Origin of the sequence: Sphingomonas humi (assembly GCF_039536725.1) — a bacterium.
Taxonomy (GTDB): domain Bacteria; phylum Pseudomonadota; class Alphaproteobacteria; order Sphingomonadales; family Sphingomonadaceae; genus Sphingomicrobium; species Sphingomicrobium humi.
This window is the reverse complement of sequence record NZ_BAAAZD010000001.1, coordinates 1,313,000-1,327,866: the sequence shown is the minus strand read 5'-3', so window position 1 is coordinate 1,327,866 and position 14,867 is coordinate 1,313,000. Positions and strand designations below refer to the sequence as shown.

Genomic DNA, 14,867 nt, shown 5'->3' with positions numbered 1-14,867 from the left:
CGGACCTAGCGATCGCCGACCTCGCTCGGCGTCGGCGCTTCGCCGGCCGCGGGGACCGCTTCGCGCCAGGCGACCACCGGCTTTCTCGCGGCGAGCGTTTCGTCGAGGCGGCGCCGCGGGGCGTAGTTGGGTGCGGTCTTGAGGCTCTCGTCCCCGGCCCGTGCCCGCTCCGCGACGTGGCGAAGCGCGGCGATGAACTGGTCGAGCGCGGCCTTGCTCTCGGTCTCGGTCGGTTCAACCAGCATCGCGCCGTGGACAACCAGCGGGAAATACATGGTCATCGGGTGGAAACCCTCGTCGATCAGCGCCTTGGCGAGGTCGAGCGTGCTGATCCCTTCGCCAAAACCCTTATCGCTGAACAGCGCTTCGTGCATGCACGGCCCCGAATGGGCGAAGGGCGCGTCGAGCACGTCCTCGAGGCTCCGCAGGATGTAGTTGGCATTGAGCACCGCATCCTCGGCAACCTGCATCAGGCCATCGGCGCCATGGCTGAGGATATAGGCGAGCGCACGGGTGAACATGCCCATCTGGCCATGGAAGGCGGTCATCCGCCCGAAGCTTTGCAGGCGGCCACCGAAATGTTCGTCGGAGAAAGCGTCGGCCTGCTCCTCCTCGATCAGGTGGACGACGCCGTCGGCGGTCCTGGCGGTGTAGGGGAGCGGACCGAAGGGCGAGAGCGCTTCGGACAGCACCACCGGGCCCGAGCCCGGCCCGCCGCCTCCGTGGGGCGTCGAGAAAGTCTTGTGGAGGTTGATGTGCATCGCATCGACGCCAAGATCGCCCGGGCGGACCTTGCCGACGATCGCGTTGAAGTTGGCGCCGTCGCAATAAACGAAGCCGCCAGCGGCATGGACCGCGTCGCTGATCGCCTTCATGTCGGGTTCGAACAGCCCGCAGGTGTTGGGGTTGGTGATCATCACCGCGGCGACGTCCGGCCCCAGCCGCGCCTTCAGCGCCTCGAGATCGACCCGGCCGGCCTCGGTCGCGGGAATGTTCTCGACCCGGTAGCCGGCAAAGGCGGCGGTCGCAGGATTGGTGCCGTGCGCGCTTTCGGGAACCAGCACCACCGAGCGCGGATCGCCGCGGGCCTCGAGCGCGGCGCGGATGCACAGGATGCCGCACAATTCGCCGTGGGCGCCGGCCTTGGGGCTCATCGCCACGCCGTGCATGCCGGTCAGTTCGATCAGCCAGTGCGCGAGCGTGTTGATGAGTTCGAGCGCGCCGCTCACCGTTTCGCGCGGCGCGAGGGGGTGGATGTCGGCAAAGCCCGGCAACCGCGCGACCTTCTCGTTGAGGCGCGGGTTATGCTTCATGGTGCACGAGCCGAGCGGGAACAGGCCAAGGTCGATGGCGTAGTTCTGGCGCGACAGGCGGGTGTAGTGGCGGACCGTCTCGGGCTCAGTCAGTCCGGGCAGGCCGATCGGCGTGGAGCGGAGCAGGCCGCCCAGCGCGCTCTTGCTGCTGGCGGCCTGCACTTCGATGTCGACGCCGGTGGTGTCGCTGTCGCCGATCTCGAAGATCAGCGCTTCTTCCAGCATCAGCGCGCGATTGCCGGTCACGGTGCCGGTGTCGGTGAGGCCCTGGACGGGGCTCGAAGGCTTCCAGCCACTCTGGTTGATGGTCACTTGGCAATCTCCGTCAGCGCGTCGACGAGCGCATCCATGTCACTGTCCGTGGCCGTCTCGGTGACCGCCACCACGAGGCCGTTCCCGAGCGCTTCGGCATCGGGATAGAGCCGGCCGAGCGAGATGCCACCGAGGATCCCCTTTTCGACCATCTGGTGGACGGCAGGGCGGGCTTCGACCGGCAGTTCGAGGGTGAATTCGTTGAAGAACAGGTCGTTCACCAGCCGCACGCCGGGAATGGCGGCGAGCCGCTCGGCAAGGACGGCGGCGCGGGCGTGGTTGAGTTCGGCGAGCTGGCGGAGGCCCTTTTCGCCCAGCAGCGTCATGTGGATCGAAAAGGCCAGCGCGCACAGCCCCGAGTTGGTGCAAATGTTGCTGGTCGCCTTTTCGCGGCGGATGTGCTGCTCGCGGGTGGAGAGGGTCAGGACGAAGCCGCGGCGGCCGTCGGCGTCGATGGTCTCGCCGGCGATCCGTCCCGGCATCTGGCGGATATGCTTTTCGCGGCAGGCGAACAGGCCGACGTAGGGGCCGCCGAAGTTGAGGCCGACGCCGATCGACTGGCCTTCGCCGACCACGATGTCCGCGCCCATCTCGCCCGGGCTCTTGAGGAGGCCAAGGGCAACGGGCTCGGTCACGACCGCGATCAGCAGCGCGCCCTTTGCCTTGGCTGCGGCGGTAAGCTCGGACAGGTCGGCGACGCGGCCGAGGATGTCGGGATATTGGACGACCACCGCGCTGGTTTCACCGTCGATGCCCTCGATCAGCGCGGCGATGTCGGTTTCGGCGGTCAGCGCCGGGACCGAGGTTTCCAGCGTGTCGCCGGTGAACTTCGCCATCGTCTTGCAGACGCCGACATAATGCGGGTGGAGGCCCGAGGAGATGATCGTCTTGGTCCGGCGGGTGATCCGGCGGGCCATGCCGATCGCTTCCCAGCAGGCGGTCGAGCCGTCATACATCGACGCGTTGGCGACCTCGCAGCCGAACAGGCGCGCGACCTGGCTCTGGAATTCGAACAGCACCTGCAACGTGCCCTGCGCGATTTCGGGCTGGTAGGGGGTGTAGGCGGTCAGGAACTCGCCGCGCTGGATCAGGTGATCGACGCTGGCCGGGATGTGATGCTTGTAGGCGCCGCAGCCGAGGAAGAAGGGCGCGTCGGACGCCGGCACGTTCTTGCGGGCAAGCGCGGTCAGCTGGCGTTCCACCGACAGTTCGGAGGCGTGCAGCGGGAGGCCATGGATCGGCCCGTCGAGCCGCGCCTCCTCGGGAACGTCGCGGAACAGTTCGTCGACATTCGCCGCGCCGATGGTGGCGAGCATCTCCGTGCGGTCGGTTTCGGATAGGGGAAGATAGCGCATCAGGGCTTTCTCATGGTGAAGCGGAGGCGGACGTAGTCGGCGGTTGTCGATCCGTGGCGGCGGGCGACGGCGGCGGCGATGGCGGGGCGCTGGTCGTCGGGGACGCCCGCCCGGTCGAGCCAGCCCTTGCGGAAGGTCAGGACCCAGCCTTCGACACCATGGTCGAGCGGGGTCGGGCGCTCGATCAACTCGGCATCGACGTCGCGGAAGCCGACCAGTTCGTAGAGGTCGGTGAATTCCTGCGGGGTCGGGTACCAGTTGGCGGCATAGGTCGGCGGGCCGAAGCCGCGCGCGACCAGCTCGTCGTCGAGGTGGCGGCGAAGCGCGGCGAGATTGCCGTGGCCGCCCATTTCGCCAACGAAGCGTCCGCCGGGTTTCAGCGCGAACCAGATGGCGCGGGCGGCGCGTTCCTTGGCCAGCACCCAATGCAGGGTGGCGTTGGAAAAGGCGGCGTCGAACGCTTCGGCGAACTTGAGGTCGGCCGCGTCCATCAGCCGGGCATCGAGCCCCTTGGCCTTGGCCGCGCCGATCATCGACAGGCTGTTGTCGATCCCGACCACTTCGGCGCCCGCGTCCTTGATGCGCAGCGTCAGGGTCCCGTCACCGCAGCCAATGTCGAGGATCGCCTCCCCCGGCTGGGGCGCGAGAAGGCGGAGCGCCGCCTCGCCCAGCGCGGGCACGAAGCCGCCCACGCGGGCGTAATCGGCAGCGTCCCAGCTGGAGGTGGAGAGGGTGTCGGTCATGACATCTTACCCAACCCATCGTTCGTGCTGAGCGCGGTCGAAGCACGCTTGCGCAAACGCCCTTCGACTTCGCTCAGGGCGAACGAGGCTGGGAGATGACTCAAAGCGTCGCCACCCATTCGCGATAGGCGTTCTCGTCCATCAGGCCGTCGAGCTCGGACGGATCGCTGAGGCGCAGCTTGAAGAACCAGCCCTCGCCTTCGGGGTCGGTGTTGATGACCGAGGGATCGTCGGCGATCGCCTGGTTGGCTTCGAGCACTTCGCCCGAGGCCGGGGCATAGACGTCGCTGGCGGCCTTGACCGATTCGACCACCGCGGCCTCACCGCCCTTGTCGAGCGTCTTTCCCGCTTCGGGCGCCTCGGCAAAGACAATGTCGCCGAGCTGGCTTTGCGCGTGATCGGTGATCCCGACAGTGGCGGTGTCGCCTTCGACCCGGATCCACTCATGTTCCTTGGTGAAGTGCAGGCTCATCTATGCTTTCCCCTTGCGATGGTAACGGTGCGGAACGAACGGCAGCGCCGTGACGGTCCCGCGGAACAGCTTGCCGCGCTGCTCGAGCGTCAGGGCCGAGCCGGGCGCGCCGAGCGCGGTGGCGACGAACCCCATGCCGATCGGCGCTTCGAGGCTGGGCGAGAAGCCGCCGCTGGTGACCCGGCCGACCTCATTGCCTTCGACATCGAGGATCCGCGCGCCCTCGCGGACCGGCTGGCGGCCTTCGACGGTGAAGCCGATGCGCTTGCTGACCGCGCCCTGCTCGAGTTCGGCGAGGATGCGGTCGGCGCCGGCAAAGCCGCCGTCGGTGCGGCGGCGCTTGTTGATCGCGAACAACAGGTCGGCGGTAACCGGCGTGGTCTGCTCGTCGAGGTCGTGGCCATAGAGCGGCAGGCCCGCTTCGAGCCGCAGCGAGTCGCGCGCGCCAAGCCCGATCGGGCGGACCCGTTCGTCGGACAGCAACAGGTCGGCAACGGCTTCGGCGGCCGCGGCGGGAAGCGAGATCTCCACCCCGTCCTCGCCGGTATAGCCCGAGCGGCTGATCCACGCCTCGGTGCCGCCAAGGGCGAAGGCGCCGGCCTGCATGAAGGACAGGTCGGCGACGCCGGGTGCGTGGGCGGCGATCACCGCGACCGCGTCGGGCCCCTGCAGCGCGAGCAGGGCCTGGTCCTCGAGGTAGGTGAAAGTGACGCCAGCGGCGTCGAGCACCGCCATGTCGCCGACCTTGGTCGCGCCGTTCACGACCATGTACCAGCCGTCGGCACGCTTAGTGATCATCAGGTCGTCGACGATCCCGCCGGTCTGGTTGAGCAGCAGGCTGTATTTGGGCCGCGCTTCGTTCATCGCGAGGAGGTCGGCCGGAAGCAGTTTCTCCAGCGCCTCGGCCTGATCGAGGGGGATCAGCAACTGGCCCATGTGGCTGACATCGAACAGCCCGGCGTGGATGCGGGTCCAGCGGTGTTCGGCGATGATGCCTTCGTACTGGACGGGCATGTGATAGCCGGCGAACGGCACCATCCGTCCGCTACGGGCGCGGTGCCAGGCGTCGAGCGGCAGGGTCTGAAGATCGAGGTCGAGCACGTCAGCCAAGGAACACTCCCAAAGGTTCGCGCCCCCCTCCCGTCAGCCGGTCGGCATGAGCATCAAGCGAACCCCCGTCTGTCCCTGTCGACCTGAGAGCTTTCCCTTGGCGCCGATGCGCGCAAGGTTACCCCTTCGGCGGCCGCAACCCGGAGGGGCACGGCACTTTCCAGACAGCCTCGACCACGCGCGGTCCTTTTGCCTGAGAGATTCCGGGGGCGGTTGCTCCTTCGGCGCCCTGGTCGAGCCAGGGCCTCTCCCGCGCGAGTCGCCCGGCGTTGCCGCCGGACTGGCTGCTCCCGGCTCTAGGGGGGCGGCATCCCAAGTCAACGCGACTTCAGGTCAGGTGTGAAGATTCCACGTGGGGGCGAGACGAAGTCGTGTTAGCCTCCGCCCTGCGTCTTCAATGGGGGTTGTCCGATGCGCTTCAAGAAACTGCTGCTTGCGTCCGTGCTTGGCCTGGCAATCGCGACGCCGGCGGCGGCCGATACCGTTTGCGAGTGGATGGATTTCGCCCGCAAGGCGCTGCCGCAGGGGAGTGGAGGGTCGCCCCTCGTCACCGCCGTTCGCACCGGCGAGGGCGATCATTTGATGACCAAGGCCGCGCTGGCGATGTTCGAGGCGGTCAATGCGATCGACCACCGCTACCGCAGCTATGTCGACATGCCCATGAAGAGCGCTTCGGCCGACCAGCAGGTGGCGGGGATCACCGCGGTCTACACCGTGCTGAGCGCGCAGCCCGGGGTCAACAAGACCGACCTCGACGGCAATTATGCCCTGGCCATGGCCGGCGTGCCCGAGGGCGCGGCGAAGAGCGACGCGATCGCCATTGGCAAGGCGGCCGCGGAGGCGGTGCTGAAAATCGGTGACCTGGCGCCGGCCAGAACCCTCCCCGCCTACCGCCCCGTGACGACGCCCGGTCAATGGGTCCCGACCGCGCTTCCCTTCGGAATGAACCAGATGCCGGCCTATCGTCCGTGGCTTCTCAAGAGCGCGCAAGAGGTCCGCCCCGGCCCGCCGCCGGCCCTGACCAGCGAGCGCTATGCCCGCGACTTCAACGAAGTGAAGAAGATGGGCGCGCGCGACAGCAAGGACCGCAGCCAGGTCGAAACGCTGATGGCGCGCTATCGAATCACCCCCGAGGATTTGCCGGCCCTGCGCAACGTCACCGACCGCGACGGCCGTTCGATGGTCGACAATGCGCGGCTGTTCGCCCTGTACGGGATGATGCAGGACGACCTTGGCATCGCCTACATGGACTCCAAGCTGCACTACAGCTTCTGGCGGCCGATCACCGCCATCCGCAACGCCGACAAGGATGGCAATCCGGCGACCGAGATGGACCCGAACTGGCTGCCGCTCATGAACACCCCCAACCACGGCGAATATCCGTGCGGGCATTGCATGAACGCGGGCGCGGTGGCCGAACTGATGACCAGGCTCGGCGGCGCAAAGCCGGCGTGGGGCGTGCGCATCGGCTCCTCGTCCATCCCGTCGTCAGCGGTGCAGGTGCTGCCGGACTGGAACGAATGGGCGCGGCAGGTCAGCTATTCGCGCACCCTTGGCGGGGTCCATTACCGCTTCAGCAACGAGGCGGGCGAGCAGATTGGCCGCAACCTTGCGCGGCTGACGCTCGAACGGGTGCTCCAGCCGCTCGCCCCCGCAGAGGTGCGGCCGGCGTCCTGATCGCAGCGGCGGCCTAGCGGGTGGCGTTGTAGCGGAGCTGGTCCGGGGTCAGCTGGAAGCCGATCAGCTGCTCGTAGGTTGCGCGGGCGACGGCTTCGCGCACCTTGGGATCGCTCAAGGGGTCGACCGCCGCGTCGGGGTCCCCGGGCTTGCGCTCACGGGTCAGCTCACGCTGGATGTCGGCCGGCAGCGCCACCGATGCGCGATTGATGCGGGTGGTTGTCTGGCTGCTGGTCTGGGCGCGGATCTGTCCGGCCGGGAAGTCGAGCGCGACCGCGCCGACCTTCTTGGCGGTGATGTTGGTCCCGCCCTGCACGGCCACCGCGAAATAAGGAAGCACGACCTGCCGGGCCGGGCCGGCGTCGCGGCGGGTGGCCAGCACGTCGAAGGTCGCGGTGCTGACGACGTTTGCCGCATCTTCCGAACAGGTGACGCGGATATTGGTGATGGTCGCCACCACGTCGATCGCGCGGGCTTCGCGGCTGTTGGCCGGATCGAACAGGGTAATGTCCCCGGTCGCGGCGGGGATCGCCACCTGCGGGCAGCCGGTGCGGGTGACGTAGACGCCGGTGTCGGTCAGTGTCCCGTCGCGGGCACAGCCGGCGGCGAGCAGGGCGAGCAGGGCGGCGGCAGGGGCGGCACGGCGAACGATGGTCATGGGGCAAGGCTCATAGGAAGCCCCTTCTCGGCAGGCAAGCGATGGCTTACATGGCCGCCATGCAAGACGGCGCCAGTCCCCTTCACCTGATCATCGCCGCACCGCGCGGTTTCTGCGCCGGCGTGGAGCGGGCGATCCGCATCGTCGAGCTCGCGCTCGAGCGTTATGGCGCGCCGGTCTATGTCCGGCACGAGATCGTCCACAACAAATATGTGGTCGACCGGCTGCGGGCGATGGGCGCGGTGTTCGTCAAGGAAGTGAGCGAGGTGCCGGACGGCGTGCCGGTGGTCTTTTCTGCCCACGGCGTGCCCAAGACGGTGCCGGCCGAAGCGCAGGACCGCGGGCTCGATTATCTCGACGCGACCTGCCCGCTGGTCAGCAAGGTGCACCGCCAGGCGCAGCGGCTGATCGAGGCCGGGCGTCACATCCTCTTCATCGGTCACGCCGGCCATCCCGAGGTGATCGGCACCTTCGGGCAGGTCCCGCCGGGGTCGATGACCCTGGTCGAGACCGAGGAAGACGTGCCGCTGCTGAACGTCGCGGATCCCGACAACCTTGCGTTCCTGACCCAGACCACGCTGTCGGTGGACGATACCGCCGCGATCGTCGCCGCGCTTCACCAGCGATTTCCCTCGATCAAGGCGCCGCGCGGCGAGGACATCTGCTACGCGACCTCCAATCGGCAGTCGGCGGTCAAGGCGATCGTTCCGCGGGTCGAGAAGATGCTGGTGATCGGCGCGCCCAACAGCTCCAATTCGCTGCGCCTCGCCGAAGTCGCCGAGCGTGAGGGCGTGCCGGCGCGGCTGATCCAGCGCGCGGTGGAAATAGACTGGGACTGGCTCGGCTCCCCGCGCACGGTTGGCCTGACCGCCGGCGCGTCGGCGCCCGAAGTGCTGGTCGAGGAAGTGATCGAGGCCCTGTCCGAGCGCTTCGCGCTGACCATGGAAGAGCAGGACCACGTGCCTGAGGGCCTGACCTTCAAGCTGCCGCGCGAACTGGTCGCCTAGCAAATCGTCATCGCGGGCGAAGCGAAGCAATCCATGGATTGCTTCGTCGCTGCGCTCCTCGCAATGACGCCTGCGATGACTAGCGAACTTCCCAAGGTCGAGATGTTCACCGACGGCGCCTGCAAGGGCAATCCGGGCCCTGGCGGCTGGGGCGTGCTGATCCGCATGGGCGCGCGCGAGAAGGAATTGTCGGGGGCCGAGAACCCCACCACCAACAACCGCATGGAGCTGATGGCGGCGATCAAGGGGCTGGAGGCGCTGACCCGCCCATGCCGCGTGACGCTTTCGACCGACAGCATGTACGTCAAGGACGGCATCACCAAGTGGGTCCACAACTGGCGCCGCAACGGCTGGCACACGGCCGCCAAAAAGCCGGTCAAGAATGCCGAGCTGTGGCAGGCGCTGTGCGCGGCGGTCGAGCCGCATCAGATCGACTGGAAATGGGTAAAGGGCCACGCCGGCCACGAGGAGAATGAGCGGGTCGACCAGCTCGCCTGCGCCGCGGCGGAAGGCGTGCGCGGCTAATCGGCCCGGGCGAATCGTGCCGGATCGTAGACTTTGGGATCGACACCCGCCGGAATCTCGCCTTCGCCGAGCAATAGGGCGGCACCGAGCAGGGCTGCGGCAGGGGCGGTCTGGATTCCGAATCCGCCCTGCCCCACGCACCAGAAGAAGCTCGGGCAATCGGGCGCGAAGCCGATCGCGGGCACGCGGTCGGGGGTGAAGGTCCTGAGCCCGGCCCAGCGCCGCTCTACCGCCTCGACCGGCCAGTCGACGACCTGGCCGAACCGGTCGATCGCGGTCGCGACGTCGATTTCCTCCGGCGCCGCGTCGCAGGGCGCGCAATCGATCTCGTCGTGCGGGCTGAGCCAGATCGAACGGTCGCCCTCGCCCTTGAAATAAAAGCTGCCGTCGGCGCCGACCACCAGCGGCAAGTGCCTGAGGCCCGATCGGCCTACGCGCAGCTGCACCATCGTCCGGCGCTTGGGCGACAAGCCTAGCGGGGCGATTCCGCACGCTTCGGCGACCCCGTCACCCCAGGCGCCGGCAGCATTCGCGATGACGTCGGCGATAAGCTGGGTGCCGTCTTCGAGGCGCACCACCCAGCTTGCGTCCGCCTGCCGCTCGGCACCGGCGAAGCGGGCGTCGGTGCGGACCTCCGCCCCGGCCCGCCGCGCCGCCGCCAGATAGTCGCCATGCAGCCGGGCGACGTCGATGTCGGCGAGCGCGGGTTCCTCGGCGCCGTGGGTCCAGATCGGAGCGATCCCGGGGAGCCGCCGCTCGAGCTCCGCGCGATCGAGCGGGACTGCCGCCACGCCCTCGACGAGGTCGATCGGCTCGCCCGCGCGGGCAAGGTGAATCGCGCTGCGCGGCGAGAGATAGCCGCCCTCGTCGAGCAGCGGCCGGCTGGCCCGGCTGAGCGGCGCGATCAGCGGTCCGCCATATCCTTCGTGCCAGAAAGCGGCCGAGCGACCGGTGCTGTGATAGCCAGGCTGGCTTTCCGCCTCGATCAGCAGGGTTTGCCGCCGGCCCGCCACCGCCGCGGCAAGGCTCGCGCCCGCAATCCCTCCACCGACGATCAGAAGCTCGACCCTGGTCATGACAGCGGCCGGTTAGGCGCTCCGGGCCCTGCCCGTCCAGTGCCGGAGGGCCTGCCTAAGTCCCTAACTGGCCGAACCATATCTTAACCATTTTGGCCGATTTGTCTGACGTTCGAAGGGTTTCCTACGGGACGCGAGGAAGGGGCGGAAGTCGCCATGGATGTGAAGAAAGTTGCACTTCTGGTGGGAGCGCTGCTGATTGCAGCGGTCACGGCCGTCATGGCCAAGAACATGTTTGCGGGCTCCGGCGCTCCGCAGGCTCAGGCTGCCGCCGTGCCACAGGGTCCCAAGATCCTCGTTGCCCGCAAGCCGCTTCCGGTCGGCGCGATGGTGGATGCGGAAAGCTTCGCCTACCAGCCCTGGCCGGCCGAGCTTGTCCAGCAGGCCTATTATCAGGAAGGCGGCCCCGATGCCGACCCGGCCAAGCTGATCGGAACGGTGGTGCGTAACGCCATCACCGCCGGCCAGCCGGTCACCCGCGGCTCGCTGGTCGGACCGCAGGATCGCGGCTTCCTTGCTGCTGCCCTGACCCCCGGCATGCGGGCGATCACCGTTCCGGTGAACGACATCGCGGGCGTCGCCGGCTTCGTTTTTCCGGGCGACCGCGTCGACATGGTCCTGACCCAGACCGTCACCGGTGGCGGCGATGGTCCGCCGCTCAAGGTCTCGGAAACGATCATCCGCAACCTGCGCGTGCTGGCCACCGGCCAGGCCACCAATCGCCAGGGTGAAGACGGCAAGCCGATCATCGCCAGCTTCGGCAACGTCACCTTCGAAGTGACGCCCAAGCTCGCCGAGAAGATCTCGGTCGCGCAGAGCCTCGGCCAGCTCAGCCTCGTGCTGCGCTCGATCGCCGACAACCAGGCCGAGCTGGAGCGCATGGTCTCCACCGGGCAGGTCAAGGTTCCGGCCGGCGCCAGCCCCGCTGACGAGCGCAAGATGCTGATGGCGATGGCCAGCCAGCCGGTTGACACCTCGCCGACCTTTGCGACCGGCGGCGACGTGTCGCGCTTCCAGCGCCGCTCGGTCCCGGCCCGTTCGCCGTCGAGCAGCTATGCCAGCAGCGCCGCTGCGGCGCCGGCACCGCGGGCCCCGGCCCCGGTCCCGGGCACCGCGGTGCAGATGGGCCCGACGGTCCGGATCGCCCGCGGCAACAATGTCAGCTTCGTTCCAGTGGGGGCTCGTTGAAGATGAGCAAGGGTAACAAGTCTTTCGGGCGGGTGGCTTCGGCCCTGGCCGCCCTCACCCTCGGCGCTTCGGCGCTGAGCCTGGCCGCCACCCCGGCCGCAGCGCAGCCGATGGCCGCCCGTCCTTCGGAGACGCTCAACATCTCCGCCGGGACCGGGACCCTGGTCCGCCTGTCGGCACCGATGAGCGACCTGTTCATCGCCAACGAAGGTGTCGCCGACGTCCAGGTCCGCTCGCCCACCCAGCTGTATATCTTCGGCAAGGGCAAGGGCGAGACGACCCTCTATGCCACCGACAAGTCGGGCCGGGTGGTCTATGCCGCCAATGTCCGGGTCGGCACCAACATCAGCTCGGTCGACGAGATGCTGCGCGCGGCGATGCCCGAATCGCAGGTCCAGGCGACCCCGATGAACAACCTCCTGCTGCTGACCGGAACCGTCGCCAGCCCCGACGATGCCGCCGAGGCCCAGCGCCTCGTCCAGGCCTATGTCGGCGAAGGCATGCAGGTGGTCACCCGCCTGCGCACCGCGGTGCCGCTGCAGGTCAACCTCAAGGTCCGCATCGCCGAGGTCAATCGCTCGGCGCTCAAGCAGATCGGCGTCAACCTGCTGTCGTTCGACCGCACCGGTGGCTTCCAGTTCGGCATCGGCCAGGGCAACCCCGGCACCAACAATGCCGCGGGCAAGGAATTCAGCATCGCCAAGCTCGGCACGACGCTTGCCGCCGGCGGCAAGCTGCTCGGGCTCGACCTGCTCGGAACGCTCGACCTGCTGACGTCCGACGGCCTGTCGACCACGCTTGCCGAACCCAACCTCACCGCGCTGTCGGGCGAAACCGCAAGCTTCCTTGCCGGCGGCGAATTCCCGATCCCGGTCAGCCAGGGTCTCGGCGGTGCCGTCGCGATCGAATACAAGAGCTACGGCGTCACCCTCGCCTTCTCGCCGACCGTGCTTGGCGACGGCCGCATCTCGATGCGCGTCCGCCCGGAAGTCAGCGAACTCAGCACCGAAGGCGCGCTGAAGCTCAACGGGTTCGAGATCCCCGCGCTCACCACGCGGCGGGCCGAAACCACGGTCGAGCTGGGCTCGGGCCAGAGCTTCATGCTCGCCGGCCTGCTCAAGACGTCGAACAACAATGTGATCTCCAAGGCGCCGTTCCTTGGCGACCTGCCAGTCCTCGGCAGCCTGTTCCGCTCGCGCAGCTACCGCCGCGCCGAGACCGAGCTGGTGATCATCGTCACGCCGTACCTGGTCCGTCCGATCAGCGGCAAGCTGGCGACCCCGATCGACGGTTATCGCAATCCGCACGAAGGCACCGGGATCCTCGAAGGCCAGATCATCCGCGGCGTGTCGGGCCCGCGCCCGGTCGGCCAGCCGGTTGCGCCCGGCCTGTCGTCCTCGGCCACTGTCGCAGCGCCCGCCGCCGCCGCGGTGGCGGCGCCCGCGCCCGGGTTCAAGCTGTGAGCGCGCCTAGCCACAAGGAAGTGACCATGACCAAGAAGCTTTCCTTCCTGCTCCTCGCGTGCGCCGCCCTTGGCGGGTGCGAGGTCCATCGCGGCGAAGACCGTCCGGGCCGCGGCCTCGAGGCGCTCAACGTCCCGGTCGTGTCGCGCGCCGACTATGTGTTCGACGCGGCGGCGCCGGGCGGCTCCCTGCCCCAGACCGAGGCCGCGCGCCTCGACGGCTGGTTCCGCGGGCTCGAGCTTGGCTATGGCGACGTCATCAGCGTCGACGGCGCGGATGCCTCGTCGGCACGTGGCGATGTCGCCCGGGTCGCCGGCCGCTACGGCCTGCTGGTCTCCGACGGCGCGCCGCTCACCCCCGGTGCGATCCCGCCCGGCGCGGTCCGCGTGGTCGTCACCCGCACCCGCGCGAGCGTTCCGGGCTGCCCGAACTGGTCGAGCTCGAACATGCCCAACTACACCAACGAGCTGACCAGCAATTACGGTTGCGCGGTCAATTCCAATCTCGCCGCGATGGTCGCCAACCCGGGCGACCTGGTCAGCGGCCGCGAATCGGCGACCAACGACGCCACCGTCGGCAACAAGGCCATCGACGTCTACCGGGCCCGCAAGCCGGTCGGCCAGGACGGCCTCCAGAAGACCTCGTCCAAGGGGGGCAACTAATGAACGCGCCGTTTCAATCCCGCGCGGGTCTGCGTGATCCGTTCACTGCTTTCGTCTGCGACGACGCCACCGCCGAGGTGCTTCGCCCGGTCGCGGTGGAGCATGGCTGGAGCCCGGAGAAGGTCAACAAGGGCGGCCTGCGCAACGCGGTCCAGTCGCTGTCCGTGTCGGCGTCGCCGAACATCCTGTTCGTTGACCTGTCGGAATCGGCCGATCCGCTGAACGACATCAACGCGCTGGCCGAAGTTTGCGAACCCGGCACGATCGTGATCGCGGCCGGCGGCGTCAACGACGTGCGCCTCTACCGCGACCTCCTTGCCAGCGGGATCCACGATTATCTGCTGAAGCCGTTCAGCGTCGACCAGTTGCGCGACACCTTCGCCAACGCCCAGATGATCCTGTCCGGGCCGCGCGGCGAAGCGCAGCTGGACAAGCCGCACATCATGTCGGCGGTGATCGGCGTGCGCGGCGGCGTCGGTGCCTCGACCCTCAGCACCAGCCTTGCCTGGATGCTCGGTGCCAAGGCGCAGCGCTCGACCGCGCTGCTCGATCTCGACATCCACTTCGGCACCGGCGCGCTCGGGCTCGACCTCGAACCGGGCCGCGGCCTGACCGACGCGATCGAGAATCCGAGCCGCATCGACGGCCTGTTCATCGAACGCGCCATGGTCCGCGCCAACGAGCGCCTTAGCGTGCTGTCGGCCGAAGCACCGATCAACCAGCCGCTGATCACCGACGGCACCGCCTACTTCCAGCTCCAGGAGGAGATGAAGAGCGCGTTCGAGGCGACCGTGCTGGACCTGCCCCGCAACATGCTGGTGCAGTATCCGCACATGGTCCACGACGCCCATGTCGCGGTGGTGGTGAGCAACCTGACGCTCGCCGCGACCCGCGACACCATCCGCGTCCTCGCCTGGCTGAAGAGCAACGCCCCGCAGACCAAGGTGATCATGGTCGCCAACCAGGTCCCGTCGGGGGGCGGCCTCGAAATCTCGCTCAAGGACTTCCAGGACTCGATCGAGCGCAAGGTCGACGTGCAATTCTCGTCCGACCAAAAGCTCGCGGCCCAGTCCGCCAAGCTCGGCAAGCCGATGGCCGAAGTCGCCACCGGCAAGGCGGGGGCACCCTTCTCGCAGCTGTGCAACATGGTGCTGAGCCATGCCACCGAGGAAGGCGCGGGCGACGCGGCCAAGGCAGCTTCGGCCTCGGCCGCCCAGTCCAAGTCGATCATGGCCAGCCTGAAGGGTCTGGTCGCCAAGCAGCCGGCCAAGGCCGCCTGAGCAGTCTGAGAAGGCAGCGCACGTCA

At 68.3% G+C, this 14,867-nt stretch carries 14 protein-coding genes and 1 riboswitch; of the genes, 7 read left to right on the top strand and 7 right to left on the bottom strand.

Going from position 1 to position 14,867, the window contains the following annotated elements:
• Positions 1-5 precede the first annotated feature (5 nt).
• The 5 genes from gcvPB to gcvT all read right to left on the bottom strand — a co-directional run bounded on the left by gcvPB (position 6) and on the right by gcvT (position 5,305).
• Positions 6-1,625 (bottom strand): aminomethyl-transferring glycine dehydrogenase subunit GcvPB, encoded by a 1,620-nt coding sequence (gcvPB, locus tag ABD729_RS06685; RefSeq protein WP_344709378.1) that lies wholly within the window; start codon positions 1,623-1,625, stop codon positions 6-8.
• Positions 1,622-2,980 (bottom strand): aminomethyl-transferring glycine dehydrogenase subunit GcvPA, encoded by a 1,359-nt coding sequence (gene gcvPA, locus ABD729_RS06680; protein ID WP_344709377.1) that lies wholly within the window; start codon positions 2,978-2,980, stop codon positions 1,622-1,624. The genes gcvPB and gcvPA overlap by 4 nt, the downstream gene beginning before the upstream one ends.
• Positions 2,980-3,723, bottom strand: coding sequence for a class I SAM-dependent methyltransferase (locus tag ABD729_RS06675; protein WP_344709376.1), 744 nt, complete (start codon positions 3,721-3,723; stop codon positions 2,980-2,982). Before ABD729_RS06675 ends, gcvPA begins: the two co-directional genes overlap by 1 nt.
• A gap of 100 nt (positions 3,724-3,823) precedes the next feature.
• Positions 3,824-4,195: a glycine cleavage system protein GcvH gene (gcvH, locus tag ABD729_RS06670; RefSeq protein ID WP_344709375.1), complete on the bottom strand. Its 372-nt coding sequence runs from the start codon at positions 4,193-4,195 to the stop codon at positions 3,824-3,826.
• Positions 4,196-5,305, bottom strand: coding sequence for a glycine cleavage system aminomethyltransferase GcvT (gene gcvT, locus ABD729_RS06665; protein WP_344709374.1), 1,110 nt, complete (start codon positions 5,303-5,305; stop codon positions 4,196-4,198).
• 171 nt (positions 5,306-5,476) lie between these two features.
• A riboswitch (glycine riboswitch) is annotated at positions 5,477-5,568 on the bottom strand.
• 148 nt (positions 5,569-5,716) lie between these two features.
• On the opposite strand from gcvT, the gene ABD729_RS06660 reads away from it, so the two are divergent.
• Entirely contained in the window at positions 5,717-6,982 is a 1,266-nt protein-coding gene (locus tag ABD729_RS06660; RefSeq protein ID WP_344709373.1) for a vanadium-dependent haloperoxidase, read from the top strand.
• A gap of 13 nt (positions 6,983-6,995) precedes the next feature.
• On the opposite strand, the gene ABD729_RS06655 is transcribed toward ABD729_RS06660, so the two are convergent.
• Positions 6,996-7,640 (bottom strand): hypothetical protein, encoded by a 645-nt coding sequence (locus tag ABD729_RS06655; RefSeq protein WP_344709372.1) that lies wholly within the window; start codon positions 7,638-7,640, stop codon positions 6,996-6,998.
• Between the two features lie 59 nt (positions 7,641-7,699).
• Here ABD729_RS06655 and ispH point away from each other — a divergent pair, with 59 nt between their 5' ends.
• Positions 7,700-8,647 carry a 4-hydroxy-3-methylbut-2-enyl diphosphate reductase gene (gene ispH / locus ABD729_RS06650; protein WP_344709646.1) on the top strand — a complete coding sequence of 316 codons (948 nt, stop codon included), beginning with the start codon at positions 7,700-7,702 and terminating at the stop codon, positions 8,645-8,647.
• Between the two features lie 75 nt (positions 8,648-8,722).
• Positions 8,723-9,172 carry a ribonuclease HI gene (rnhA, locus tag ABD729_RS06645; protein WP_344709371.1) on the top strand — a complete coding sequence of 150 codons (450 nt, stop codon included), beginning with the start codon at positions 8,723-8,725 and terminating at the stop codon, positions 9,170-9,172.
• Here the strand turns inward: rnhA and ABD729_RS06640 are convergent.
• Positions 9,169-10,248 (bottom strand): NAD(P)/FAD-dependent oxidoreductase, encoded by a 1,080-nt coding sequence (locus tag ABD729_RS06640; RefSeq protein WP_344709370.1) that lies wholly within the window; start codon positions 10,246-10,248, stop codon positions 9,169-9,171. The genes rnhA and ABD729_RS06640 overlap by 4 nt on opposite strands.
• 156 nt (positions 10,249-10,404) lie before the next feature.
• Here ABD729_RS06640 and cpaB point away from each other — a divergent pair, with 156 nt between their 5' ends.
• From cpaB to ABD729_RS06620, 4 genes are read left to right on the top strand one after another with little or no spacing between them, the layout of a single operon-like run.
• Entirely contained in the window at positions 10,405-11,436 is a 1,032-nt protein-coding gene (cpaB, locus tag ABD729_RS06635) for a Flp pilus assembly protein CpaB (protein ID WP_344709369.1), read from the top strand.
• A gap of 2 nt (positions 11,437-11,438) precedes the next feature.
• Complete coding sequence (locus ABD729_RS06630; RefSeq protein ID WP_344709368.1) at positions 11,439-12,899, top strand: type II and III secretion system protein family protein; 1,461 nt, start codon at positions 11,439-11,441, stop codon at positions 12,897-12,899.
• A gap of 26 nt (positions 12,900-12,925) precedes the next feature.
• Positions 12,926-13,561: a CpaD family pilus assembly protein gene (locus ABD729_RS06625; protein WP_344709367.1), complete on the top strand. Its 636-nt coding sequence runs from the start codon at positions 12,926-12,928 to the stop codon at positions 13,559-13,561.
• Complete coding sequence (locus ABD729_RS06620; protein WP_344709366.1) at positions 13,561-14,841, top strand: pilus assembly protein CpaE; 1,281 nt, start codon at positions 13,561-13,563, stop codon at positions 14,839-14,841. The genes ABD729_RS06625 and ABD729_RS06620 overlap by 1 nt, the downstream gene beginning before the upstream one ends.
• Positions 14,842-14,867 lie beyond the last annotated feature (26 nt).

What these genes read in the sequence shown, in the direction of transcription:
- rnhA (WP_344709371.1), top strand. Translation starts at nt 8,723, where the DNA reads ATGACTAGCGAACTTCCCAAGGTCGAGATGTTCACCGACGGCGCCTGC.
- ABD729_RS06630 (WP_344709368.1), top strand. Translation starts at nt 11,439, where the DNA reads ATGAGCAAGGGTAACAAGTCTTTCGGGCGGGTGGCTTCGGCCCTGGCC.
- ABD729_RS06660 (WP_344709373.1), top strand. Translation starts at nt 5,717, where the DNA reads ATGCGCTTCAAGAAACTGCTGCTTGCGTCCGTGCTTGGCCTGGCAATC.
- ABD729_RS06675 (WP_344709376.1), bottom strand. Translation starts at nt 3,723, where the DNA reads ATGACCGACACCCTCTCCACCTCCAGCTGGGACGCTGCCGATTACGCC.
- gcvPA (WP_344709377.1), bottom strand. Translation starts at nt 2,980, where the DNA reads ATGCGCTATCTTCCCCTATCCGAAACCGACCGCACGGAGATGCTCGCC.
- ABD729_RS06620 (WP_344709366.1), top strand. Translation starts at nt 13,561, where the DNA reads ATGAACGCGCCGTTTCAATCCCGCGCGGGTCTGCGTGATCCGTTCACT.
- ABD729_RS06625 (WP_344709367.1), top strand. Translation starts at nt 12,926, where the DNA reads ATGACCAAGAAGCTTTCCTTCCTGCTCCTCGCGTGCGCCGCCCTTGGC.
- cpaB (WP_344709369.1), top strand. Translation starts at nt 10,405, where the DNA reads ATGGATGTGAAGAAAGTTGCACTTCTGGTGGGAGCGCTGCTGATTGCA.
- gcvH (WP_344709375.1), bottom strand. Translation starts at nt 4,195, where the DNA reads ATGAGCCTGCACTTCACCAAGGAACATGAGTGGATCCGGGTCGAAGGC.
- ABD729_RS06640 (WP_344709370.1), bottom strand. Translation starts at nt 10,248, where the DNA reads ATGACCAGGGTCGAGCTTCTGATCGTCGGTGGAGGGATTGCGGGCGCG.
- ABD729_RS06655 (WP_344709372.1), bottom strand. Translation starts at nt 7,640, where the DNA reads ATGACCATCGTTCGCCGTGCCGCCCCTGCCGCCGCCCTGCTCGCCCTG.
- ispH (WP_344709646.1), top strand. Translation starts at nt 7,700, where the DNA reads ATGCAAGACGGCGCCAGTCCCCTTCACCTGATCATCGCCGCACCGCGC.